This window comes from Geminisphaera colitermitum TAV2 (assembly GCF_000171235.2).
In the GTDB taxonomy this organism is placed as follows: domain Bacteria; phylum Verrucomicrobiota; class Verrucomicrobiia; order Opitutales; family Opitutaceae; genus Geminisphaera; species Geminisphaera colitermitum.
Genome location: NZ_ABEA03000094.1, coordinates 24919 through 49369 on the forward strand (window position 1 = coordinate 24919; position 24451 = coordinate 49369).

Consider the following 24451-nt stretch of genomic DNA (forward strand, 5'->3'; position numbering starts at 1 on the left):
GCTCAGGGGCGTTTCCAACCGAAGGAGATGTCGCGCACGCTTCGTTTGCGGAACAACAGAACGCCGACCGATATCCCGATCGCCAGCGTGGCGAGCAGGGAAAAGGTGAGCATGATGTTGTGCGCGATTTCGGCCAGCAGCGTCGGGTTTTCGCGCAGGATGGTTTCGTCCGTCACTTTGATCCCGCCCAACATGCTGCGGTACGCATACAGGCCGGGCACCATCGTGATGCAGGCCGGCATGGTGAAGACGACCGGGGGATGATCGACGCGATGCGCCATAAATATCCCCGTCAGCCCGATCAGAACCGACGCCAGCAGTGTCGCCAGCACCAGCCCCACGCCGGCTTCGAGCAGGACGAACCGGAAACAATGTCCGAATCCACCCAGGAGTCCGGCCACCCACAGGACGCGTCCGGGCGTGCCGAACAACACGCTCCAGCCCACGGCCACGAGAAATGCGAGCGAGATGTCGCACAGAACTGCGATGAGAAATTCAGTCGTCATGATGGTGATGTGCAGGGAGGGGGGGGGGGGGGGAGGGGAGGGGAGTTAAAAATTTTCGATACCCAGAAGGGTGATGGCTAGTGTCATGCCTGATGCGATACAGAGCAGGATGAATGCGGCGAACAATCCGCGCGACAACGCCGAGGCAAGGTAGCCTTCGATCAGGTCGATGACGCTGTTGATGAGCGGCACGCCGGGGATCAGGTAGAGGACGGCGGTGGCCAGGGTGGCCTCCGGTGACGTGCCGATATGCCAGATCGTGTCGATCCCGGCGATCAGGGTGGTGACGAAGGCCGCGACGACGAAGGAGATCATCGGGTTGAAGCGCATTTTGAGTATCCCGATTCTCAATACCGATCCGGTGAAGGCCGCTACAAACGCGCAGAGTGCGTTTCTGGCATCGCCGCCCGCGAGCATGCACAGGCTGGCGCAGGCGGCGCCGACGGCGAGGGCGACGAGCCAGAAGTTGTAGTTGGCCTTCGCCTTTATTTCCTCGATCCGCTGTTTGACGAGGTCGAAGGGAAGGCGGTCTTCCAGCACCTGCCAGGAGAGCCGGCTGAAGAGGGTGAGGATCGCCAGATGCACGCTGTGCGGCGGGGCGTCCTGGTAGCGGGTGACGGTGCGCTCGGATTGTTTCCCGTCGCGCACGGTGATGGTAAGGCCGGTGAAGGTCGGGTTGATGTGAATGGGAAAACCCCAGCGGTCGGCGAGGCGTTTGATGTTGCTGAAGACGCGCCCGCAATGCGCGCCAGACGCGAGCAGAAACACGCCGACATCGAGCGCCATGTCGGCAAACTGCTCCACCGAAACATTTTCCTGGGAGGGATTTAATGATGATGTTGTTTCGTCGGACATTGGGCTCCCGTTATCCCGGTATTTAGGGATTACGAAAGCACAATGTGCGCTAAAAATGGGAAGCGAGATGGGTGAGGGAAAACGGATAAGTCCAAGCGCCCTTGACCCGAAGACTCTGTCGAGGCAAGTTTCTCGCATGAGTTTGCTGGAGCTGAAACAAGAAGTCACACGCCTGACAAAACGAGAGAGACAAGAGCTTCATGCCTACCTGATTCGTCTCCGGCACGACACGCCTGAGTGGAAACGTGAAAGCGCCCGCCGTCTCAATGCCATGCAAGCCGGACGTCGGGTGACCGCAAAAGAACTCGAAATCCGCATCGCCCGTGGCTGAGACACACGGTTATCACCCCGTTTTTTCCGATCTGGCCGCCGAGTCGATCCTGGCGCTTCCCCGGAGAAAACAGCGCATTGTCATGGATCGCGCTTACGAACTCGCCCGCTGGCCATTTATTCGTAGTGATTACATCATTACCGATACCAATGGACGTCCGATCGAGCATCTGCTCGTGGATGGGATTATTTTTTCTTACTGAGTGGATCATGGCGAACGCCTCGTGATGTTCACCGAGATCGACATCGCGGAATAGGAAACACAGGCCGATAGGTATATTCGCTTCACCATTACCGAAGAAGCATTGCCTGCAAAAGGGTATCACAGGGAGCGGCGGCATCTTGCCGCCGGACGAGGCGCAACGCGCCTCGTCACGTCCAATCCACGGAGCGGGCGGGACGCCCGCGCCACATTACACGCCACTTTTTTACTCGAACCGCAGCGCTTCGATGGGGTCGAGCGAGGCGGCTTTCCAAGCGGGGTACAGGCCGAAGCCCACGCCGATGCCGCCGCAGACAAAGATGCCGGCCGCCGCCCAAGCGTAAGGGAACATCACTTGTGCCTTGAACACGCCGGCCACCACAATGTTGCCCGCCACCACGCCGAGGAGGACGCCGCCCAGTCCGCCGACGAGCGAGAGGGCCACGGCTTCGGCAAGAAACTGTAACAACACGCTGCGACTGCGCGCGCCGATGCTCTTGCGGATGCCAATCTCGCGCGTGCGCTCGGTCACGCTCACGAGCATGATGTTCATCACGCCGACGCCGGAGGCGAGCAGGGCAATGGCGCTGATGACAAACGCGCCGATGGTGACGAGGCGGGCGGTGTTGTTGAAGGTCTCGATGAGGGAGTCGTTGGAGTAGATTTCAAAATCGTTGGGGTCCTCCGGCGCGAGCCCGCGCACAATCCGCATCGCGCCGATGGCGTGGTCCTGCGTTGCCTCAAACACGGACTGGCTGGGGGCTTGCACGTTGATGTTCATCGTGCGCTGGGCCTGCCCGTAGATTTGCAGCCAGCGGGTGACGGGCGTGATGACTTTGTTGTCCTGGCTGCGTCCGAAGGAGGAGTTTTTTGGGGCGAAGGTGCCGATGACCGTGTAGTTTTGCCCGGCGACGCGCACTTGTTGACCAATGGGTTCCTCGTTGGCGAAGAGGCGTTTCACGACGTCGTCGCCGATGACGCACACGGGGCGGCCAAACTCTACGTCCGAGGGGTCGAGGTTGCGTCCGGCGGCGATTTCGTAGTTGGCCGCCGGCGCGAAGTTCTCATCCGCTCCGATGAGTTCAAGGTTGGGGTTGGTGCGGTGTTCGCCACGGCTGGCGCGGGCGCCGCCGCGCGTGATTTGCAGGCCCACGAGGGCGTCGGCCCCGAGGAGTTGCTTGAAGCGCGCAGCCTGCACGTAGGTGATGTTGCGCCGGTTGGCGAAATACGAGTGCAGGCGCGGGGTGGTAAAGGAGATCGCGGGGCTTTTGGTGATCTGAAAGCTGCTGGACCCGAGCACGCTCAGGCCCGACTCAATGGAGGAGCGCAGGGCGCTGATGATGGTCATCACGCCGATGACGGAGAACACGCCGACCGCGATGCCGAGCATGGTGAGCGAGGAACGCAGTTTGTTGGTCACGAGTCCGGTGAACGCCAGTCGCAGCATCGACCCCATGACGCGAAGGTGCGTGAGCATACGGGCGGGGGTGTCGGTGGAGGCGGGGGGCGTCATGGGATTTTGGTTACAACCAGAATGTCATCAGATCGCGGTGGTCGTTTTGGAAGCCGGCTTTTTCGTAGATCGCCTTTGCCCGCAGGTTGTGGTGATGCACCTCCAGGCGCAGGGCCTCCACACCGCGCTCGCGCGCCCAGTTTTTAACGAGCGAGAGCGCTTGTTGTCCGCACCCGCGGCCACGGGTAAAGCGGCGCAGGTAAAACTCATCGAGCAACACCAGGCGTCCGCCATGCTCCAGCGTGAAGCCGATCGTCGCCACGGCGTAGCCCGCGATCACCTCCGTATCGCAACAGGGTTCGCCGCCATCGCCGTTGCCGCCGCATCCGCAGCCGCCGGCCGGTTTGGGCAGCGTGAACAGCAGCACGGCGCCGCACTCCGGCTGGCGCGTCAGTTGGCGGACGGCGCGGCGCGCACGTTCCTCGACGAACACGATTTGTTCCTCGGCGTAAAAGGCCTGTATCATTTCCAGCACCATCTCCTCGTCACTGGGCGAGGGCGTGGCGACGCGCATTTGCAACGCGGACGGCGAGGGCGGCGCGTCAGCAGGCGAGGGGACGGCGGCGTTTGTCGTGGTGGCGGAAGCGTTGCGAGTGCTCATGCCCGCCCAGCAAAACCATCCGCCGTTCGTCCTGCGAGCCCTCAGAACGCGAAGGATGCAGGGAGCGCCGGCGTCAAGCGGGCGTCGAGGTGTTGAACAGGAAATGCGCGATGACCGCCCACACGATCTGATAAAGCACAAAAAGCCCCACGATTTTGCCCGTCTGTTTGGGCTGCGTGCCACAGAAAAATGTCAGGCCCACCGCCAGCAGCACGATGTAGATGATGCTTGGCAGATACCAGAGTTCCGGAGGGATTTTGGTCCCGATCAACCACGTGACCACGGTGACGCCAATCAACAGAAGGAAGGCGCGGAGCATGCCGCCCTCGGCGTTGTTGCCGGCAAAAATAAGGATCAAAATCAAGAGGATCGCTGCATCGACATACATGGGATTTCCTTGGGTTGAGAGTGTAGGCGAATGGAGAACTGAACCAAACATCCTAATGCAGACGTTGGACAATAATGTCGAGTGTGGGTTTTTAGAGCATTTTCAGTTGAGTTGTGTCCGTCGTCTTGGCGGTAGGGAGGCCTCTCCGAGTCCTCCGTTGTGCGTGGTGAGAGGATGCAAAACTCATAGGTGGTTGGAGTGGTTTCGGAGGACTCGGAGAGGCCTCCCTACCAGGTATCAAATGGCTACAGCTTAAATGAAACTGCTCTAATGATTGATGTTATGCAGTCCTCCCCCCCCCCCCCCCTCCCTTTCTCTCTTTTCCTGTGGTCGCCTCCATGTGTAGCGGGAAAATGGATACGTTACATGTGATGTGTGTGTGCGCGAGCGGGAGCGGGGGGGGGCTTACTCGCCTGTCACCCAGCGCAGTCCGGCGGAAATCCACAGCGGTATCAGAAAAATCCCTACGGCGCTCGTTGCGAAGGCGACTTGCACGGCCACCAATGGCCGGCCGCCGTAGTGGCGCGCGATGACGATGGGCAGGATCGCCGCCGGCATCGCGGCCTGCACCACGAGCACGCGCTTCAAGTCGATGGAGCAGGGCAGAAACCGGGCGGCCACCAGGAACAGCAGCGGAAGCACGCCGAGCCGCAGAACGATGGAGCCGATGGAGGCGCGCGCGTCGAACAGCTCGTGCGGGCGTTGCAGGAATTCGACGAGCGTCGCCCCGATCAGAATCAGTCCAAGCGGGATCGCGCAGGCGGCGCTCAAGCGCACCACGCTCATGGCCACGCCGGGCATGTGTTGCGAAAGGCCGAGCGTGTTGAGCAGCAGCGCCGCGATGAGCGCGCACACGGGAGGATTGAGGAGTTTGCGCCAGCCCTCGCGCAGCGAGAGGCCGGAGAGCATCAGGATGCCCACCGTCCAGAGCGCGGCTTCGCAACCGGCGTTGTGGACGAGGAGCACGCCGAGGCTTTCCTTGCCGAAGAGTTTTTCCATGAGCGGCACCGGAATGTAGCCGTAGTTGTAGATGCCGGTGGCAAAGGCGAAGGTGCGCAGTCCGCCGCCCACCGTGAGGCCCAGCGCGCGTCCCGCGTGGTAGGCGAGGATGATGCCGCCGGCCGTGGCGACGAAGCCGGTCAGCGGGGCAAAGAGGAGGTTGCCGGGTTCGCGCAGGGCGGCGTTGCCCATGACGCTGTCGAAGATGAGGCACGGGTAAAAGAATCCCGTCACCATTTTGAGCAGGCTGTTGTCCGCCTCCGCGCCGAGCCAGCCGACGCGCCGCAGCACCGCGCCGAGCGCAATGAGGCCGAACACCGGCAGGATGAGCTGCAACAAATACCAATAACTCCAGTCACTCATGGAAATGAAACGTGCAGCCTCGCGCATTTCGCGGGCGGACTCCAACACAGAATCCGGGGGACGGGGGGGAGGGGGGGGGGGGGGGGAGGGGAACGACGGTCTTCAAAAAAAGTCGTCGCTCCACCTGAAGCACGGCGCACAAAAAAAACGGACCCCGTTGTGAGGCCCGTTTTTTTGATTCGCGTCGTGTGACGCAAACTTAGTCGCGGGGAGCGAGCGCCTTGTAGGCGATGGCCGCCACCGCGCCACCAACGAGGTCGGCGCCGATGTAGATCCACAGGTGGGTGAAGCTGGCGAGCTTCATCACGAACACGCCCAAGCCTACGGCCGGGTTGAACGCGCCGCCGGAAATGCCGCCCACGGCCACCGCGCCCACGAGGACCGTGAAGCCGATGGCGAGACCGTAGAAGGAGTTGCCCGAAGTGCCCTTGGCCGTGGCGGAGTTGAGCACCACCCAGACGAGGGCAAAAGTGAACAGGAATTCGACGAACACCGCCTTGGCGACATTGGCCGGCTGGGCCACGACGACATCAACGGCAGGAGCACCAATCAACCAGCACACGGCAAACGCCGCGACGACACCGGCGGCGAGTTGGAAAATCCAGTAAGGGATTACGTCCTTCGCCGGGCATTTGCCGCGGAGAAACACGCCCAGCGTGACCGCCGGGTTGAAGTGGCCGCCCGAGAGATGGCCGCCGGCGTAGATCATGACCATGAGGGCCGACCCGATCGCGAGAGGAGCCAGAGGGCTGCCGGTTTTCACAGCCATGCCGACTGTGAAAACGAGGAAGAATGTGCCGATGAATTCGACGATATATTTTTTCATGTGAGGATGTTTGTGTGAATCTAAACCAGTTATACTGCGTATAAGATTTAAGAAGCGGGCCAAACTGCAAAACGGCAACGAGTTTGCAACAAGGATTTTTATGAAAACAGAGAAGGACGCTTCTCCCCGGACTCCAGCCATCGCACTTTAAGCCTGCAAATAACCGGCACGTTGCTCAAAACAGACCCCTTATGATCCTTCCCAAGCCCGCCCGTCTCTCCCCCGAGCAACTCGCCGAGATTACCGCGATCGTTGCCGAGTTTGGTTGCTCCATCCAGCCCATCATCGGCGAGGTGCGCAGCATCTACGCCATCGTGGGTGACGAACGCAGCGAGGTCATGATCAACCGCTTGGAAGGCCTCGATTACGTGGAGCGCGTCGATCGCATCCAGTCCCCGCACAAGCTCATGAACAAAAAATCCGTCCTTGCCGCGCATCGCATTACCCTCGGTGGCGTCACCCTCGGGGACGAACTGTTCGTGATAGCCGGTCAGTGCACCATCGACCCGCAAAATCCCTCCCTCTTTCTCGAAACCGCCCACGCCGTGAAGGCCGCCGGTGCCACGCTCCTGCGCGGCGGCGTCTGGAAACCCCGCACCAACCCCTACTCGTTCCAAGGCGATACGAAGTCGCTCGACATCCTCATGGAGGCGCACCGCGCCACCGGCCTGCCCGTCGATGCCGAGGTGATGGACGAACAACAACTCAAGCTCGCCCTCGACGCCGGCGTGCACGTCCTGCAAGTCGGCGCGCGCAACGCCCTCAACTACTCGCTCCTCCGCGCCATTGGCCGCGCCGTTGCCGACCACCCCACGGTCGCCGTCCTCCTCAAGCGCGGCATCCACATGGGGCCGGTCAACGAATTCATCTCCGCCGCCGAATACATCGCCAGCTTTGGCAACCCCAACATCCTGCTCTGCCCGCGCGGCACCTCGCCTGGGCTCGACGGCTACCGCAATCATCCCGACGAAAGCATAACGCCGCTGCTCAAAGAGAAAACCTGGGCGCCCGTTGTGGTTGATCCCTCTCACTCCGTCGGCAAGGCGAGCTACGTCCCCGCCGCCGCGCTGGCCGCCATCGCCTACGGGGCGGACGGCCTGTGCATCGAGGCGCACATCAAACCCAGCCTCGGCATTGGCGACGATCCCAAGCAGGCGCTCACGCCCGAGGCCCTGGCGAGCACGATCAGGAAGGCGCGCGAGCTTTGGAAGCTTGTCCGCTCCGCTTGAGCACGAGCCCGATCAACGCGCCCGCGGCGAATCCACCCGCGTGCGCCCACCACGCCACGCCTCCCCCCTCGCCGCTGGCGAGGCCGAGGAGTTGACCGACTCCGCTCCACGCTTGGAACAAAAACCAGAGAAACAGGAAAACCACCGCTGGTATCGGCACCACGGGTACAACCCACGGAACGAGCGCCACCACCCACGCCGTGGGGAAGAGCACGAAATACGCGCCGAGCACACCGGAAATCGCGCCGCTCGCGCCCAGCATGGGAACGTCATGCGAACCCCATGAAAACACCACCTGAGCCGCCGCCGCGGCCACGCCGCACACGAGGTAAAGCGGCAGGTAACGCATCGACCCGATGCGGCTTTCCACGCTGCGACCGAAGATCCAGAGAAACCAGCAGTTGCCCGCCAGATGCGCCACGCCTCCGTGGAGAAACATGGAGCTGAAAACCGTCTGCCACTGCGACCACGTCCGCCATCCCGAGGCGAGCCGCGCCGGGACGAGCGCGTGTTCCGTAATGAAGTCTTCGACTTGCGATGGAGTTTGCAACGCGAGCCACGCCTCGTATCCGAAAACCACTACGCAGGCGGCGATGAGCAGGGTCGTGAAGGCGGGCGGACGGCGGTGTGGTTGAGTATCCCAGAGAGGCAGCATGGCGGATTGAGTTTGTCTGTCTGCCCGCAACGCGAACGGAGAACAAGTCGGGAACGCATTTTCGAGGGACGGGGGGGGGGGGGGGGGGAGGGGCACCAGGCAGCTAGAGCATTGTCGGTTCAATTTGTCGCAAGGTTTAAGAGATCACGCAGAGACGCAGAGGCGCAGAGAAAACATAGATTGCTAATTATAAATAAATTACAAACATTGTATTTTCCCGACTCTGCGTTCTCTGCGTCTCCGCGTGAGACAAAATAAACCGAAAATGCTCTAGTGGCGATTCCGGCAAAGCTTCGTCGTTCGTCCGGGAACAAAACTTCCTTCGACCATGTGCAGGCGCGGGATCACCGGAGCGCCGCGTTCGCTGGTGCGCATCAGCGAGAGCAGCAAGTCCACCGCCGACGCGCCCACCTGCGCCGAGTGCTGGTCGATGCCCGTTATTTTTTCGCTCCGCATCGCCGGCCCAAGATTGCCATGCGCAAAACCCAGTTCGCGCGGCGTGCGAATCCCCAAATCCCGCAACCACTCGCGCACCTCGCTGCCCGTTGTCACCACAGCCTCGGGCTGGTATGCGTCGAGCCAGCGCGCGAAATCGTCGCGGCTCCACTGCGGCGTCAGCAGCAGAGGGATGTCACGATGGCCGGGTATCAGGTTTCTCCCTACAAAATAACCTCCCTGCCAGTTATGGTTCACTCGCGTGTCGTGGTCCTCACGCATGGCCAGACCGATGTCGCGGTAGCCGAGCTTCTGGAGTTCACGCATCAGCAACTGCATGGCGTGGAATTGGTGGTTGCACGCCCGGCACAGCGTCGGATTGGCGAGCGAGTAGCCGAGACTCACCGCCGAAAAATAATCCCAGCGAAACTCCGTCAGCGTCCCGTCGGGCGACGGCATCGGCGCGGCGATCACGCCGTCGATGCCACGGTTGCGCAGGATCTCGCTCATCCGTCGCTCCGACATGCCCGGCTCCGCCAGCCAGAACTCCTCCAACTGGTAACCGCATTCGCGTGCCCGCGCAGACGCGCCCGTAAAATAGTCGAGCAACGTCGGATGCTCCCGCCATATCTCGCGCTTCGGATAGGCTGTGAGATACGCGATCACGTCCGGCTGCCGGTTGCGTTTTCGCTCGCGGATTTTCTCCATCAATTTTCCGACCGCCGGGTCCGGCTGATAACCATGCCGTCGCGCCAGCGCCTGGATGCGCTCGCGTGTTGTCTTCGGGAGCGACGGCTTGTTGCGCAACGCCAGCGATACGGTGGTCCGCGACATCCCCGCCAGCACCGCCAGTTCGCGAATCGTCAGCGCCGGATGTGGCGCGGGCGTCCCGCCCGCAAGTAGGGGCGTCGCTTGCGACGCCCGCGCCAGCCATTTGAGGCCGTCTCCTGCATACGCGGGCTTCGCAAGCGAAGCCCCTACGCGTGGCACGGGCATCCCGCCCGCAACCCTGTTCACATTTTCGCTTGTAGTTGTTTTTTCGTTACGCGTTGCTTTCCGCCATCCATGCCGCCCGAGCAGGCGATAGACAACCGACGCCGACACTGCCCGCCCGAGTCGTCTTTCGAGCGTCTTGCGCACCGCAGGCACAAGCACGCGCCCGTTGCCGCCCGCCGCGATCAACCCTGCCCACGGCTCCAGTAACCGTTTCTCCGCCGCCACGCTCAACAACGCCCGCCGCCGTCCGCCGCGTCCGATACTCTGGCTGTTCGCTTCACGCTTTGCCGCTCCGTCCGGTGCTCCTTTGCTCATGCTTCCGTATCCGGATGGAGTCACCTGAGTTTTGAAAGCGAAAAAAGGACAATCGAGTTGAAGCTTTTCTCTTACCGGAAAGAAGAATCAACGCTTTCGTTTGTGGTTCCCTGTCATCCTCCCCTTCGCTTGGCGGCTTGCCGTGTCACGCGCCTTTTCCCGAATTCGCAAGGCGGGCCCGGGCCTGGCGGATGGCCTTGAGGAAACGGTGCTCGAGAGCACGCCGGGGCAGCAGCTTGGTCAGGTAACCGGCGACGTGGATTCCACTCTTCTCCAGTTCGAGAAGCTCGATATGCTGGCTGCGCTTGCCGGCACACAGGATGATGCCGATGGGTGAATCCTCACCGGACTGTTGTTCGTGGCGGCGAAGCCAGTTGAGGTAGAGTTCCATCTGCGCCTTGTCGGAGGTCTCGAACTGGCCGATTTTGAGATCAATGGCGACGAGCCGGCGCAACCCTCGATGATAGAAGAGAAGATCGAGGTAATAATCGCGGTCGTCCACCTGCATCCGCTTTTGCCGGGCGACGAAGGCAAACCCTGAGCCGAGTTCCAGAATGAAAGACTCCATTTCCCGGAGAATCGCGGCCTCCATGTCCTTTTCGGAGTAGCTGTCTTTCAAGCCCAGAAAGTCGAGGATGTAGGGATCGCGCAGCACGAGGTCGGCTGTAAGCTGGTCCTCCTTGCGCAGGGACTTGAGTTCCTGCGCCGCGAGTTTGGCCGGCTTGCGCGAGATGGCAGTCCGCTCGAAAAGCATCGACTGGATTTTCTTTTGCAGCGTGCGTGTGCTCCAGTTTTCGATACGGCACATCTCCGCGTAGAAATCGCGCTGGAGCGGATCGTCGAGGTATATGATCTGCCGAAAATGGGTCCACCCCAATTTTGCACTCAGTGCGTGCAAAATGTCTGGATCAGGAAACACCTCGGCGAAACGTGCCATGTTTGCGAGGTTGCGTTCAGTAAATCCGCTGCCGAACTCCACGACCAATTTTCTACTCAGTGCGTAGAAAATCTTTTTTCCATAGCCCGCCCGTTTTTCGCGGAGAATGTCTTTATGGATACGCTGTCCGATCTGCCAGTAGAGCAGGACTAGGCCGGCGTTGACGACACGGGCGGTTTGCGTGCGCGCGAGCTGGATGAGTTCGCGCACATCCTTGAGCAAGGACCGCGAGGTCGGAACAGCGGAAACAAACGCGGCGGGAGCCGGTGCCGGCCTGGCCTTGGTTGATCGTCTGGCAATGAGTTTTGGCATGCGCAAGAAAGGAGGCGCCACCCTTTGGCGAATTCACGGGCATGGCAACCTCTGGTTTTTGCCATCTCGCTCGCCTGCCACGTGGCACTACGTGCGCCTCATGGGTGGCGTTAATGCAACCAACGCACCGATCATCCGAAAGGAGCGGTTGGTTTGAACGCGAAAAAATTGACAAGAAAACGACATGCCGATTGCCGCATGTCCGAAACCCTGTTGCCTGACGCCACGTTCAGACCACTTCCCCGTTCAACCCAAGACGATTCCATCTGCGATCAACCGCCCGCCAGCCTCCCCCCCCCCCTGTTTCATGAAATCCGCCCGCTCCCTCGACCTCGCTCTCAAAGCCGCCCGCAAGCACCTCGCTGTCTGCGGCAATTTCGAACGATACGAAGGCATTGTTACTCTCTACGGCATGACGCGCCTCGCCGCTGGCACCGGTGATCCGGCCCTGCTCGCGCAAACCCGCGACTGGCTCATGCCTTTCGTGCGCGGCGAACTCAATTTCTGGCACAATTTCCCCAATTACCTCTGCGGCGGCGCGGCCTCCGCCTATTTCCTCTGGCGCGGACACCTGCCGGACGTCCGCGACGCCGTCCGTCGTTATGCCGACGAAATCCTCAACGACGCCCCACGTGCCCCCGACGGCATCCTCACCCGCCCGCGCGACGTCGAAAAAAACTACGTCTGGATCGACGTCGCCTTTTCTGTCGGACCTTTCCTGCTCTTCACTGGCCTCGCTCTCGACGACGACCGCTACATCGAGGAATCCTTCCAGCAGGTATCCAAAATGGTTCGCCTCTTCCGTGATCCCGACAACGGACTGCTGCACCAAGGTCGCAACTTCAACGGCCCCGGAAAAATCTCCGAGGATCACTGGAGCCGCGGCAACGGTTGGGGCGCATTTGGCCTCATCGAACTCGCCCGACATCTCCCTGACGATCATCCTCGCAAGGTCGAATCCCTCGCCCTCTACCGCGACCACGTCGAAGCCTGCGCCCGCGCACAAAACGACGCTGGGCTCTGGCATCAGGAAATGACCGAGCCGGGCCTCTCCTATGTCGAGACTTCCGGCTCCGCTCTCCTCCTCTACGCCCTCGGCTCTGGACTCGAAGCCGGCCTGTTCGGAGCGTCTGGCTCCCCGGAAGAAGCCGCGCATCGCGTCCGCTTCGAACGCGGCCTGCGCGGCCTCCTCGCCTACATCACCGACGACCTCGACATCTTCCACACCTGTCGCGGATGCCTCTGCCCGGGCAACGCCACCAAACTCGACTACCGGGCGCATCCTCCCGTGCTCAACGACTCGCACGCCTTCGGTCCCGTAGTGCTCGCCGCCGGACAGGCCCATCTCCTCGGCCTCGAAACCGTCACCCGCTGACCGGATTGCATCATCACATGAAAGACCTCGCCAATCACACGGTTGTCATTACCGGCGCTTCCAGCGGCATCGGCCTCGAAGCGGCAAAATGCTTTGCCCGTTCCGGCTGCCGCCTGGCGCTTCTCGCCCGCTCTGCCGGAAAACTCAAAACTGCGGCGACTGAAATCATCGCCGCCGCGCCCGATGCGCCCACGCCGTTCGCCATCCCCTGCGATGTCACCGACGAAGCCGCCGTCGCCACCGCTTTCGCGCAAATCGCCCAAGAATTCGACAGCCGTATCGACATTCTCATCAACAACGCCGGTGTCGGTTTCGCCACCGACCTCGCCACCTGCACGTTCGCCGATTACCGTCGCATCCTCGAAACCAACCTCACCGGCGTTTTCCTCTGCACTCGCGCGGTGCTTCCCGGCATGAAGGCCTGCAAGTCCGGCCACATCATCAACGTTTCCTCTATTGTCGGCAAGGTCGCCAATCCCAACGCCCCGCTTTATTGCGCCAGCAAACACGCCCTCAACGGCTACACCGACGGACTCCGTCAGCAGGTCGCCGCCGACCGCATTCGCGTCTCACTCGTCTCCCCTTCCGGCACCGACACCGCCTATTGGGACGGCCGCACCGTTGACCGCTCAGAACTCCTGAAACCCTCCGAAGTCGCCGCCGCGATCCACTTCGTCGCCAGCCAGCCCGACGGCGTCCTCATCAAGGACATCGACCTGACCGCTCACCGCTAATCTGTAGCCAATTTAACACTACGCATGTCAACCATCGTCGCCGCCCTCTCCCCTCCGCCCAAAATGCGCCTCGAAGACCTCGAGGCCGAGCGCGAGGTCAATATCTCCGCGCCGCTGCCGCTTCTCGAAAATGAAATTTGCGACCGCTATGAAAAGGTCTTCACCGCCGCCGTGAACGACGCACTCCGCGAAGCGAAGCTCCTCCACCAGACGCTCCCCAACGGCCTGATTCCACTGCGCGACCACATGCGCGCCGCCGGTTTCGCCTTCACGATTAAGGGTGCGAAAAACCTCACGCTCAAAAACGAAATGGCCAGCCGCGCCGAGATGCTCGATGCGATCACGGAAAACGCCTTCGTCGTCTGGGACACTTCGCTCGACACCGAATCCGCCCACTGGGGCGAGTGCATGACCATGGCCGCGCAACGCAAACACTGTCGCGGCGCGGTCGTCGATGGAGGCGTGCGCGACACCGACCAAGTCCTCAAACTTGGTTTCCCTCTCTGGATACGTTACCGCAGTTCCAATGGCATGCTCGGCCGCTTCCGCATCAGCGCGTGGCAGACGCCGATCCAGATGGGCAACGTTTTTGTGAATCCCGGCGACCTCATCTTCGCCGACATCGACGGCGCCCTTTGTGTGCCGCGAGCGATCTGCGTGCCCATCCTTGAGCGCGCCGAGGAAATCGCCCACGGCGAATCCGATCTCAAACGCTGGATAAAAGAAGGCATGTCCGCCGTCGAAATCGTGAAACGTGGCGGGTATTTCTAAACCGGCTTTCCATCTCAGAACATTCGACACGCAACCTCTCCCGACCAACCACCATGAAAAACAAATATCCGCACTCCCCCCTGTTCTCCAAGCTGCTTCCCTCCAGCGGCTTTGCTGCCGCCTCGCTGGTGGCCGCCTTGCTCGTCTCCACCGCCACGGCGGGCGAGACGAAAATTCTCGAAGAACGCTTCGCCGCCAACGATCGCACCAATGCCAACCTGCCGACAACCGCCGCTTGGTATTATTCTTCCACTACCCTCACCACGGATTTTACCTCCGAAATCACCGACAACATTGCCGGAGCGCTCACCATGAATACCTCGGGCGGCGGTCGTACGCTGCTTGCCCAATTCACGCCCGTGACGCTCGCCAGCGTCGGCGACTCGCTCTCTCTGACCTTCTCGTTTACGGGCACGGTCGGTTCGAATACAGGTGCCCGCAATTTTCGCTTTGGCATGTTCAGTTCGGGCACTGGTTCCCTTGTGTCTGCCGATAGTTTTGGGAGTGCCTTTACGGGTTACTCCGGCTACATGATGGCCTTGAATACGACAAGCGGTGCCAGTCAGGCGGGCCGCGTCACGTCAAAAACCTCTGGCAGCACCCTCCTTTCCACGGGCGAGGCCACCGTTTTCGGCGCCAATGCGCCCACAACGGCATTTACCACGGGGGTGAGCTACACGGCGTCTCTGATCATCAAACGCGAGTCTGCGACTGAGGTGAGCATCACGCTCGGTTTGGCCGGCACTGGCTTTACCAACTACAGCCAGAAATGGACCACGAGCGACTATGTTCACACAACCTTCAACACCTTCGCGATCGGCACGCCCACCTCCCACGTCTTCGATTCCCTTACGCTGAACTCGGTTGACCTCACCTATATTTCGGCAATCCCCGAGCCCTCCACGGTCGCCCTCCTCCTCGGCATGGTTGCCGTTTGTTCCGCCGCCGTCGCCCGCCGCCGCCGTTGACGTTGACGTTTCTTTTCCGGGCAAGGCGTGGACAACGCCTGCCCGCCTCCTCCAAACTACTCCCCCCTCCCCCCCCCCCCCGTTTTCCCCCATGAAAACCACACGCTCCATCCCCGGACTGAAAACGTCTGCCTTCACCCTCATCGAATTGCTCACGGTCATTGCCATCATCGGAATTCTGGCCGCCATCATGATACCCACCGTCAGCGCGGTTCGCGGCAAGGCCAAGGCCGTCGAAGCCCTCAGCCAGATGCGACAACTTGGCGTCGGCGTCATGGCCTATTGTTCCGACAATCGCGGCAACATCCTGCCCGGTCCGCTCAACACCGGTCAGGATTTTGATTACAACGGCCCAGCCTTCGTCCCCGGTGGCGGCGGCAATTCCCGCCAGGGCCGGTTACTCACCTACATCCATCCCTATCTCAATCTTGTCGCTCCCGCCAGCCCGCAGGGCTTTTTGCAGGCCAAGCAATTCATGACCTCCGCCCAGCGCGCCTACGACCAGTCATTGCCGGCGGGCACCGGTCCCCGCTATTTTACCGCCATGGTTAGCGGCACCAGACCCCTCGGCTACGCTGACAGCACCCCGCCCAGCCTGCCCAAGCCCCTCTCCTCCGTGGAAACCCCGTCCAGCTCCGAGATGCTCCGCGAAGCCGACAAGGAGGCCAAATGGGTTTCCACCACCAGCGACGCCTATAATCGTTGTCCGCCAAAACCCCTTCACGGCAACCGCCGTCACATCGCTTATTTCGACGGACACGTCCGCTCCTTCTCCCTCGCCGAAAGCGACCGCGCAACCACACCCTGACCTCCTCCTCCTCCCCCCCCCCCCGGTTTTCATGAAACAACAAAAACTGACCGCGCTCGCGCTCGTATTCTTGACGGTATTTTCCGTCAACGTGCGCTCCGCCACCTGGCACGCTGACGCCGCCAACGGCAACGACGCCAATGCGGGCGACACCCGAACTGCCGCCTTCGCCACCCTCCAGCGCGCCATCGACGCCGCGCAGCCCGGCGACACCGTCGTTGCGTATCCAGGAATATATTACGAACACATCACCATCCGTCGTGGCGGCACGGTGGACGCCCCCATCCGCATCATAGCCGACTGCGTCGAACGCGACCGCGTCATTATCACTGGCGCGCAACGCGACATCCGCCAAAAACGCACCGCCTGGGAACTCGTTGACTCCGACCTCGGCCTCTACCGCATCCCGCTCGACTACCGCCCCACGCGCGTTCTCGCCGGTCATGCGGACCTTCTTCATTACCCGACACTCGCCGACCTGCGAGCCTTCCGTTTCCTCGACGCCGACTACCTCGGCCACAAGCACGGCTTTGCCTGGGACCCCGCGACCCAACACCTTTACGTCCGCCTCCGCGCCGACGGACGCCACGGCCCCGCCGACCCCAACGCCACCACACTCGCCGTCTCCCCACCCACCGGCGGCGGAAGCTTCGGCGCCGAACCCAACAAACGCCCCGACAACTACAACCTCGCCCTCCGCTTCTCCGGCCCCGCGCACATTGTGATCGACGGCTTCACCTTTGAAACGCCCGGCATAGCCGGCATCTACACCGCCGCCTCCGACCTCGTCGTCCGCAACAACTGGTTTTACGGTTGCCGCATCGGCATTGCCGCCCCTCGCGCCGACCTGCCCGCCGGGCGCGGCCCGCCCCGCGCCGACCGCGTCCTCGTCGAACACAACTACTTTACCCAATACCCCGCCTTCACCGACATCGAGGACATCACGCCCGCCGAGGCCGCCGACCAGAGTTCCCGCAAAAACGCCGCCTACCGCATCGTTCACTGGCAGCGCAAGGGCAACCACACCGTCGGGCGCGCCTGGAGTTACGAAGTCGGCGCCATTCGCGGCGCGGGCGACGCATGGGAAATCCGATACAACCACTTTTACGACATGTTCGAAGCCCTCAGCGGCGGATCCGTTGGCCACAGCGCCAGCGCCAATATTCACCACAACCGTTTCGAACGCATCGCCGACAACGCCATCGAAGCCGAACCCCGTGCCCGCGACCTCCGCATCCATCACAACCTGGTCATCGACACCTTCGAACCTTTCTCCTGGCAGCCTCTTAACGGCCCGCCGCTCCCCGGTCCGGTTTACATCCATGACAACGTGATTCTCCAGACGCCCCGCTTCCAAGCCATGTCCGCCGCCAACACCGGAGCCGCCTTCAAGATTGGTATCCGAAAAGACATTCCCTACTGGAGTGCGCCGTTTCCCGGCGAGACATCCCCGCCCGCCGAAGCCGCCGCCCCCGGTGGCTTCTGGGTCGAGCACAACACGGTATTCGCACCATCGGGACGCATCCTCACCCAGCTCAATCCCCCGGAGCGCCCGCTTCGCGGATTTTATTTTCTCAACAACATCCTCGTCGCCCACACGCTTTCCCACCGCGCGGCCCCCAGTGGGATTTTTTACGATGGCAACGTGACCCGTTTCCAAGGCGCTTTCGCGAGCGTCCTCGCCGTGACCGACGTCCCATCCCTTGCCGCTGCCGCCGCTGGCGCCCACGGAATTCCCCTTCCATCCGAAGGCGACACCAACGGACTCCGCCTTCCGCTGGACGAAACGAACGCGACCACTCCATTTGCGCCCGGCAGTCCGCTGGAAAAAATCGGCGTCGTTACCTCAATCCTCCGCGCCGCCGGCATCCCGGACGCACCCGCCGCACTTCCCCCCCTGCGACCCGCGCCCGGCGCCGCTCCCTTTTCCATCAACGCCGGCCCGCAACCCCGTCCTCACGCAGACTGATATATTCGCAGGACGAATCCCCCCCCCCCCCCCCCTCCTCCTTAACTGATGTTACGCGGAACCGCGCGCACAAGCGTCTCGTGACACGGATATTACACCCGCCCCTGCGCGATAAATCCCGGATCAATCCGAAATCTGAATACACAGAATCCCGTGTCTGAAAAACTCTTTCACAAAGTCCGGCCCACAGCGCCCGAGGACAAAATCCCGATCCCCAAGCGTATCGCCTTTGGCATGGGCAATTTCACCGATCACATCGGCACGGACACGCTGATGGGCAATATCAACCCCATCTTCAACATCATCCTCCATGTCGATCCGCGCCTTATCGGGCTGGCCATCGGCATCATGCGCCTGTGGGACGCAATCACGGACCCTGTTGTCGGGGCCATCTCGGACAACGCCCGCACCCGCTGGGGCAGGCGGCGTCCTTTCATGTTTGTTGGCGCGATACTGGCCGGGCTGACTTTTCCCCTCATCTGGTGTGTGCCTGGAGGATTTTCCTCTTTCGGCATTTTTCTCTGGCTCACCGTCACCGCCATCGCCTTTTACGCCGGGCAGACGCTGTTCACCGTCCCCTGGAACGCGCTCGGTTACGAACTGACGCCCGACTACAACGAACGCACCCGCCTCATGGAGATGCGTGCCTACACGGCCAAGCTTGTTGTGCTCATCGTGCCCTGGGCCTTTGCCTTCACCCAGCTCCCGCTATGGGGTGGCGACACCATGATCGGCGCACGCTGGATGGGTGTCGGCGTCGGCATTATCATTATCATATCGGGCCTTATCCCGGTTGTTTTTCTCACCGAACGGTTTTTCAAAAAGGCGAAGGATCAGGAAAAGGTCGCCATTCTGCGCTCCATCAGCCTGACGCTCAAAAACCGTCCCTTTCTAATGATGGTGGTCATCACCTTTTTCAGCACCCTTGGCGGGCGACTGGTCAACGTCCTTGGTTTTTACATCGGCCTCTACTACCTCTTCGGCGGCGACAAGATGAAACAGGGCATTCTCGCCGGTGTGGGTGGCAACGTCTCCTTTTTTTACGGCCTGTTTTGCGTGTGGTTTCTGAACCGCCTCTCCTTCCGTATCGGGAAACGCCGCACACTCGGCGTCTGTCTCGTCCTGCTGGTTCTGAGCGGTTTCGCCAAATGGCTTTTTTACATCCCGTCGCATCCCTATGCCAGCCTTGCTGTCATGTTTTTCACAATACCATCCGTCACCGGCTTCTGGTTGCTGATTTCCTCGATCAAGGCCGACATTTGCGACTATGACGAATTGCAAACCGGGTTGCGCCGCGAGGGGGCGATTGGCGCCGTGTCCGCGTGGATAAGCAAACTCTCCATGTCCGCGACGGCGATGCTTTCGGGATTCATCCTCGCCTACACCGGATACAAGGCCGAGGCAGGCGCGGAGCAGGCGTCCGGCGTTGTGGACGCCATGCGCTGGTGGTTTTACATTGTTCCGTCTGTTTCCGGCCTGATCGCGCTTATTTTTCTGTGGTGGTTTCCCATCACCGAAACCCGCGCCCGCGAAATCCGCACCGAATTGGAAGCCCGGCGCGGAAAACTCTGATGGAAATTCGCAGCCGTTACGTGGCGCGGGCTTTTGCTGACAATCCCAAACGCCCGCGCCACGTTTGTTGGAGGGCGGACACTCTTGTCCGCCGACGGCGCGGCGCGTCGCCAGAAATGCGGGCGGGACGCCCGCGCCACGGGGGAGGGGGGGGGCGGGGTTTCGTTTCGCTTGCGTCGGGAGGGGCGAATGGTCTGCGTTCCGGGCGATCAACGATGAACGATTCCCTCCGCATTCCGCGCCTGCAAGCGCCCGTCAGTCTTGACTGGAATGACATCCGCCGCGCCCTTGCGCCCGGTCTTTGCCAGTCGCTCGGCCAGCCTTGGCTGGAACAACGGGAGCCGCGTTTTTCTCCGGGAACGGTGCGCTTGGGTTTGCATGGTTCGGACTTGCTCCTCGTGGCCGAATTGACCGACCACGCACCCGCCAATCGCGCCACGGAGTGGAACGAACGGACGTGGATGTTGGGAGATGTGCTCGAGTTGTTTCTCCAGTCGGAATCGCCCCAGCGTGAGGATTATTACGAGTTTCACGTCACGCCGGAAAACCAGCGTCTGCAACTGCACTTTCCCGATGGCGAAGCGACTCGCAGGGTGAGCCGGGGGTTGGTGCCGTTGTCCACGTTTCATGTGGGCACGCCGCTGTTCGAGAGTCGCGTGCGCATTGCGCCGGGGGGGGAGGGCTGGGAGGTTTTTGTGCGGATCGGCCTTGAGCCGTTGTTTGGAGGGTTGCCGCAACGGCTGCGTTTTCTCGTCTCGCGTTACGATTATCAGGCAGGGGCGGCGAAGCCGGTGCTTTCATGCAACGAATCGTCGCGGCTGCCGCGTCCTGATTTTCACTACAGGGCGGGGTGGTCGGTCGCGTTGCTGTGAGCAGTGAACAATGAACAATGAACAGTGAGCAGTGAGCAGTGAGCAGTGAGGGCGAGGGGGGGGAGGGGGCGTTATTGGCGGAAGAGGAGGACGGGGATTTGCACGTTGCGGATCATGTCGCTGGTGGTGCTGCCGACAAAGAGTTGGCGGATGCGCGAATGGCCGTAGGCGCCCATGACGAGGAGGTTGAAGGCTTCGCGTTCAACCGTGGCGGCGATGACGTCGCTGACGTCGCCAGCTACGTGGCGGGCTTCCACATCAAAGCCTGCCGCGGCCAGCCGGCTGCGCGCCAGTCCGGTCTCGGCCGCGCGGGCAGTGTCTGCGTCGCCGACTGTGAGGAGCAGGAAGTGCAGTCGCTGGAGGAGTGGGCGGGTGAGGATGTAGTTGAGGGCTTTTTGCGCACTGGAGCTGCCGTCCCAGGCGAAGAGCACGCGTCCGATGGGACGGAACACCCGGGAGGCGACGAGCACGGGTTCCTGACTGGTGCGGATGACGCGTTCGAGGTTGCTGCCGAGGTGTCCTTTGGCGAAGTCAACGTGTTCGCCGCGTTTGCCCATGACAACGAGGCCGCTGGCTCCGTTGTAGGTGGTGATGGCGTCCACGAGTTCACCGGGCAGGACTTCGGCGCGCACGTCAGTGACGCCAGCCTTGGCAAGGTGGTCGCGAGCGGCGGCGAGGAGGGCGTCGGAACGGGTGCGATTGACGCGTTCCTGCGCGGCTTCGAGAGCCATAAGTTCGGCAGCGAGTTGGTTTTGGGCATCGGGACCGATGATGCCGGTGAAGTCGGTGGTAAGCGACACGGTGCTGACGGGCTCCAGCATATGGAGAACGCGAACGGGAACTTTGAGGCGTCGGGCGGCCCAGGCGGTGTGGTCATAAATGCTGGACGCGTAGATGGAGCCGTCGGTGCAGGTTAGGATCGTGGGCATGGTTTTATTGGGTCGGGGATTGCGGTTGATGGGTTGGCTTTGGCTGCCGGTCGTGAAGCAGTTTCCGGTCCCCGGGGCGGGGGCCAGTGGGATCACTGGCTGGCACGCCGCAACATGTTCTTTTTTGAGCGGTTGGCCAGACTTGGATGAAAGTTTTTTAAAACTTTATGCGGGCGCAGGGATGCGCGGCGAATGCGCGCGAGGCGGAGGGGGGGGCTTAATGTCCGTGGCCGCTGTTTTGCACGGCTCCGTAGGCCCAGAATTTGCCCGACCAGACTTCGCGTCCGTCGCGGCGCAGGGTGAGTTTTACCTTGTAGTGGTCGAGTGGATTCAGGGTCGCCTGGGTGGGGCCGAAGGCGCTGTGCTGGGCGTCCCACGTGAGGCGTTCGGAGCCGAAGGAGCCGTCGATTTGCATGACAGCGCCGGCAATGGGCGAGGGGCGGACGATGACGGCGAGCTTTTGTCCGGGCCAGGCGAGTTCAATCGTGCTCACGACACCTTCGATTTCGGTGTCGTAAATGGCTCCCCACATTTCGCCGCGTTTCACTTCGTGCGCTTTGTGGTCGAGGTGTTTTTGGTAAAATGGCGTGGCGATGAAGGCCGCGGCGATGAGCAGGACCAGTGTCCCTATTCCCGTAAGAATCCACTGGCGCAGTCCCCATTTGGAGATGGAGGTGGGTTTTACGAGAACGGGTTCGTCGGAGTAGTGGTCCATGCGGCGAAAAGAACATCAATGAGGGGCGCTGACAACATCTGGTCTGCATTGGTGGGCCGCGGAGGTATTGGCGGAGGGCGGGTCTTCCGACCCGCCGACGGCGCGAAGCGCCGCAATTCCGGAAGGGCGCGGCTGCGCCGCGTCTGGCGGGTCAGGAGACCCGCCCTCCGGTGTTTGGCATCAGGAGCGACGGGCGGGGAATGCGCTTGGCGCTGCGGGCTGCTCGTTTTCTGATCCGGGGTTTTACTTTCACATGATGACCGACTCGCTCCCCGTTTCGCTGACGCCTTTGCAAATCGCCGTGTTCGCACTGGAGGTGATGGTGTACCTGGCGGGCGCGGGGTTGTGGGTGTGGTGGTTTGCGCGCGGCGCGGGGCGAAAGGGCGCTCAGTGGTTGGGTGGCAGGCGGATGCAGCCGTGGGACGCGGACATGGCGGGTTTCATGACCGGGGTGGCGTTGGTGGTGACCGGGGCGCTGGGCGGGCAGGCGGCAATGGTTTTTGTGACGCAAAAATTCATGTCGGGGGGGGGGGGGGGGGAGGCTGCGCTTTTGTTGCAAGGGGCGGGGTTTCAACTGGGGATGCTGGCGGGGGCGGCGTTGACGCTGGCGCTAATGAGGAATGCAGAATATAGAGTGCAGAATGGGGATGGGGCGGCAGAGGTGGGGGGCGGGAACGTCGCCGCTCCAACGTGCAGGACTTCTTCAGTCACCACCATTCGTCATTCTGCCTTAGCGCCAGCGTTGGCGGGTGTGGCGGTGTTTGCGATGGCGTTGCCGCTCATGATCGCGGTGGCGGCGGCGTGGCAATGGGCGGTGAGGGCGTGCGGCTTCAAGGTGTCGGAGCAGGATTTGGTGGGGCTTTTTGCCCGCAGCGGTTCGTGGTCGTGGATCGTGGCGATGTCGTTTTTCGCCGTGGTGGTGGCGCCGCTTACGGAGGAGCTGATTTTTCGCGGGGGGTTGTTCCGGTTCCTGCACCGGCGGGTGCGGCCGGGGTGGGCGATGGCGATTTCGGGGGCGGTGTTCGGCGCGGTGCATTGGGATTTGTCGGTGTTCGGGCCGCTTTGCGTGCTGGGGATGCTCTTGGCGCTGGCTTACGAGCGCACGGGGTCGATCGTGGTGCCGATGGTGGCACATGCGCTTTTTAATCTTAATACAATCGTGCTGGTGCTGGCGGGGTTTGGGCCTGCGGCGGCGTCAAACTGAATTGAACTGAATCGACTTGAATTGAACTGAACCGAAATGAATCCGTTTACCGACAAGGTTGCCGAATCCGTGAGTGCGTTGGGCGAGTTGAGGCTCATCGACGCGATCCGTCGCTGGCTGGGCGACACGGCGCCGCGCGCGCCGCGGGGCATGGGCGACGATTGCGCGGTGCTGCCGTTGCCGCTGGCGGCGTGCGCGCGTGCGCGGATGCGAGCAGGGGAGGGGGGGGGGGGGGGGACGCAGGTGCGGGCGGCGCGGCGGAGTCAGTTGGTGACGGTGGACCCGGTGATCTATGGGCAGCATTTTGATGACGCGGTGCGTCCGCAGGATGCGGGGGCGAAATTGCTGCGGCGCAACTTGAGCGACATCGCGGCGATGGGCGGGCGTCCGCGTTCGGCGGTCATTGCGCTGCTGCTCGACGGGCGGGTGCGGACGGCGTGGGTGGAGGGGTTTTACCGCGGGCTGGCGGGCGTGGCACGCGAGCATGGGGTGGCCTTGGTGGGCGGCGACATCGCCACGCTGCCGGGCGGACTGGCGGCGACGTTGACGTTGTTGGGCGAGACGACGTCGGAGCGGGCGTTGTGTCGCACGGGGGCGCGGGCGGGGGATTGGATTTATGTGACGGGGCGGCTCGGCGGGAGTCTGGCGAGCGGGCGGCATTATCGTTTCACGCCGCGTCTGGCGGAGGGGGAGTGGCTGGCGGCGCGGCGCGAGGTGCGCGCAATGATGGATGTGAGCGACGGGCTGGCGAAGGATTTGCAGGCGTTGACTCCGGCGGGTTGCACGCCGGCGATTGAGGCGTCGGCGTTGCCGCGTCACCGGGGTTGCGATGTGCGGGCGGCGTTGTGCGATGGGGAGGACTACGAATTGCTTTTCGCGCTGGCGGCGCGCGCGGACCGGGCGGTGTTTGACGCGGAGTGGCGGCGAGCGTTTCCCAAGGTGCCGGCGACGTGTATCGGGCGATTCATGACAGCAGGCAACGCGCCGGTGGACGCGCTCGATTTGAGCGAATTGCACGGGTTTGAACATTTGCGGGCACGGTAGGGAACGGTCATTTCTCACGAACTTTTTT

General features: G+C 62.0%; 25 protein-coding genes. 13 read left to right on the forward strand and 12 right to left on the reverse strand.

Annotated features, from left to right (window positions below; genetic code table 11):
* Positions 1–2: 2 nt before the first annotated feature.
* Both OBACDRAFT_RS10075 and OBACDRAFT_RS10080 read right to left on the reverse strand, forming a co-directional pair.
* A complete protein-coding gene (locus OBACDRAFT_RS10075; RefSeq protein WP_043585262.1) occupies positions 3–506 on the reverse strand; it encodes a threonine/serine exporter family protein in 504 nt (167 codons plus the stop codon).
* A gap of 45 nt (positions 507–551) precedes the next feature.
* On the reverse strand, positions 552–1361 hold the full coding sequence (locus tag OBACDRAFT_RS10080) for a threonine/serine exporter family protein (RefSeq protein ID WP_043585263.1): 810 nt from the start codon (positions 1359–1361) through the stop codon (positions 552–554).
* A 136-nt stretch (positions 1362–1497) separates the two neighbouring features.
* Between OBACDRAFT_RS10080 and OBACDRAFT_RS10085 the strand changes: the two genes are divergently transcribed.
* Positions 1498–1692: a hypothetical protein gene (locus tag OBACDRAFT_RS10085; protein WP_043585265.1), complete on the forward strand. Its 195-nt coding sequence runs from the start codon at positions 1498–1500 to the stop codon at positions 1690–1692.
* Entirely contained in the window at positions 1685–1894 is a 210-nt protein-coding gene (locus OBACDRAFT_RS10090; RefSeq protein WP_052361639.1) for a hypothetical protein, read from the forward strand. Before OBACDRAFT_RS10085 ends, OBACDRAFT_RS10090 begins: the two co-directional genes overlap by 8 nt.
* A 225-nt stretch (positions 1895–2119) precedes the next feature.
* On the opposite strand, the gene OBACDRAFT_RS10095 is transcribed toward OBACDRAFT_RS10090, so the two are convergent.
* From OBACDRAFT_RS10095 to OBACDRAFT_RS10115, 5 genes are all read right to left on the reverse strand, one after another.
* A complete protein-coding gene (locus tag OBACDRAFT_RS10095) occupies positions 2120–3406 on the reverse strand; it encodes an ABC transporter permease (protein WP_232766976.1) in 1287 nt (428 codons plus the stop codon).
* A 10-nt stretch (positions 3407–3416) separates the two neighbouring features.
* The gene (locus OBACDRAFT_RS10100; protein WP_081721951.1) at positions 3417–4007 is read right to left on the reverse strand and encodes a GNAT family N-acetyltransferase; all 591 of its coding nucleotides are present in this window, start codon (positions 4005–4007) and stop codon (positions 3417–3419) included.
* Between the two features lie 73 nt (positions 4008–4080).
* The gene (locus tag OBACDRAFT_RS10105) at positions 4081–4395 is read right to left on the reverse strand and encodes a hypothetical protein (protein ID WP_043585267.1); all 315 of its coding nucleotides are present in this window, start codon (positions 4393–4395) and stop codon (positions 4081–4083) included.
* Between the two features lie 405 nt (positions 4396–4800).
* Complete coding sequence (locus OBACDRAFT_RS10110; RefSeq protein ID WP_043585461.1) at positions 4801–5757, reverse strand: AEC family transporter; 957 nt, start codon at positions 5755–5757, stop codon at positions 4801–4803.
* 199 nt (positions 5758–5956) lie between these two features.
* On the reverse strand, positions 5957–6583 hold the full coding sequence (locus OBACDRAFT_RS10115) for an MIP/aquaporin family protein (RefSeq protein ID WP_043585269.1): 627 nt from the start codon (positions 6581–6583) through the stop codon (positions 5957–5959).
* A 191-nt stretch (positions 6584–6774) separates the two neighbouring features.
* Here OBACDRAFT_RS10115 and OBACDRAFT_RS10120 point away from each other — a divergent pair, with 191 nt between their 5' ends.
* Positions 6775–7812, forward strand: a complete 1038-nt coding sequence (locus OBACDRAFT_RS10120; RefSeq protein ID WP_043585270.1) for a 3-deoxy-D-arabino-heptulosonate 7-phosphate synthase — start codon at positions 6775–6777, stop codon at positions 7810–7812.
* Here the strand turns inward: OBACDRAFT_RS10120 and OBACDRAFT_RS10125 are convergent.
* The 3 genes from OBACDRAFT_RS10125 to OBACDRAFT_RS10140 all read right to left on the reverse strand — a co-directional run bounded on the left by OBACDRAFT_RS10125 (position 7769) and on the right by OBACDRAFT_RS10140 (position 11462).
* A complete protein-coding gene (locus OBACDRAFT_RS10125; RefSeq protein WP_043585272.1) occupies positions 7769–8467 on the reverse strand; it encodes a rhomboid family intramembrane serine protease in 699 nt (232 codons plus the stop codon). The genes OBACDRAFT_RS10120 and OBACDRAFT_RS10125 overlap by 44 nt on opposite strands.
* 270 nt (positions 8468–8737) lie before the next feature.
* Positions 8738–10213: a LacI family DNA-binding transcriptional regulator gene (locus tag OBACDRAFT_RS10130; protein ID WP_052361641.1), complete on the reverse strand. Its 1476-nt coding sequence runs from the start codon at positions 10211–10213 to the stop codon at positions 8738–8740.
* A 145-nt stretch (positions 10214–10358) separates the two neighbouring features.
* A complete protein-coding gene (locus OBACDRAFT_RS10140) occupies positions 10359–11462 on the reverse strand; it encodes a PDDEXK nuclease domain-containing protein (protein WP_043585276.1) in 1104 nt (367 codons plus the stop codon).
* A gap of 307 nt (positions 11463–11769) precedes the next feature.
* Here OBACDRAFT_RS10140 and OBACDRAFT_RS10145 point away from each other — a divergent pair, with 307 nt between their 5' ends.
* The 8 genes from OBACDRAFT_RS10145 to OBACDRAFT_RS10180 all read left to right on the forward strand — a co-directional run bounded on the left by OBACDRAFT_RS10145 (position 11770) and on the right by OBACDRAFT_RS10180 (position 20531).
* Entirely contained in the window at positions 11770–12837 is a 1068-nt protein-coding gene (locus OBACDRAFT_RS10145; RefSeq protein WP_043585278.1) for a glycoside hydrolase family 88/105 protein, read from the forward strand.
* Positions 12838–12854: 17 nt separating this feature from the next.
* The gene (locus tag OBACDRAFT_RS10150) at positions 12855–13571 is read left to right on the forward strand and encodes an SDR family oxidoreductase (protein ID WP_043585279.1); all 717 of its coding nucleotides are present in this window, start codon (positions 12855–12857) and stop codon (positions 13569–13571) included.
* A 24-nt stretch (positions 13572–13595) separates the two neighbouring features.
* Complete coding sequence (locus OBACDRAFT_RS10155; protein WP_043585281.1) at positions 13596–14342, forward strand: RraA family protein; 747 nt, start codon at positions 13596–13598, stop codon at positions 14340–14342.
* 53 nt (positions 14343–14395) lie between these two features.
* Positions 14396–15310: a PEP-CTERM sorting domain-containing protein gene (locus OBACDRAFT_RS10160; RefSeq protein WP_043585283.1), complete on the forward strand. Its 915-nt coding sequence runs from the start codon at positions 14396–14398 to the stop codon at positions 15308–15310.
* A 91-nt stretch (positions 15311–15401) separates the two neighbouring features.
* On the forward strand, positions 15402–16118 hold the full coding sequence (locus tag OBACDRAFT_RS10165) for a prepilin-type N-terminal cleavage/methylation domain-containing protein (protein WP_043585463.1): 717 nt from the start codon (positions 15402–15404) through the stop codon (positions 16116–16118).
* A gap of 31 nt (positions 16119–16149) precedes the next feature.
* Complete coding sequence (locus OBACDRAFT_RS10170; RefSeq protein WP_043585285.1) at positions 16150–18087, forward strand: right-handed parallel beta-helix repeat-containing protein; 1938 nt, start codon at positions 16150–16152, stop codon at positions 18085–18087.
* Positions 18088–18240: 153 nt separating this feature from the next.
* The gene (locus OBACDRAFT_RS10175; protein WP_043585287.1) at positions 18241–19659 is read left to right on the forward strand and encodes an MFS transporter; all 1419 of its coding nucleotides are present in this window, start codon (positions 18241–18243) and stop codon (positions 19657–19659) included.
* A 215-nt stretch (positions 19660–19874) separates the two neighbouring features.
* Positions 19875–20531, forward strand: a complete 657-nt coding sequence (locus OBACDRAFT_RS10180; protein WP_052361645.1) for a hypothetical protein — start codon at positions 19875–19877, stop codon at positions 20529–20531.
* A 71-nt stretch (positions 20532–20602) separates the two neighbouring features.
* Here OBACDRAFT_RS10180 and OBACDRAFT_RS10185 read toward each other — a convergent pair whose 3' ends face one another.
* Complete coding sequence (locus tag OBACDRAFT_RS10185; RefSeq protein ID WP_043585468.1) at positions 20603–21460, reverse strand: universal stress protein; 858 nt, start codon at positions 21458–21460, stop codon at positions 20603–20605.
* A gap of 217 nt (positions 21461–21677) precedes the next feature.
* Entirely contained in the window at positions 21678–22175 is a 498-nt protein-coding gene (locus tag OBACDRAFT_RS10190; RefSeq protein WP_052361647.1) for a hypothetical protein, read from the reverse strand.
* A gap of 256 nt (positions 22176–22431) precedes the next feature.
* Between OBACDRAFT_RS10190 and OBACDRAFT_RS10195 the strand changes: the two genes are divergently transcribed.
* Together OBACDRAFT_RS10195 and OBACDRAFT_RS10200 are read left to right on the forward strand one after the other, a co-directional pair.
* The gene (locus tag OBACDRAFT_RS10195) at positions 22432–23379 is read left to right on the forward strand and encodes a CPBP family intramembrane glutamic endopeptidase (RefSeq protein WP_157837014.1); all 948 of its coding nucleotides are present in this window, start codon (positions 22432–22434) and stop codon (positions 23377–23379) included.
* 36 nt (positions 23380–23415) lie between these two features.
* Positions 23416–24423, forward strand: a complete 1008-nt coding sequence (locus OBACDRAFT_RS10200; protein ID WP_043585289.1) for a thiamine-phosphate kinase — start codon at positions 23416–23418, stop codon at positions 24421–24423.
* Positions 24424–24451: the final 28 nt, after the last annotated feature.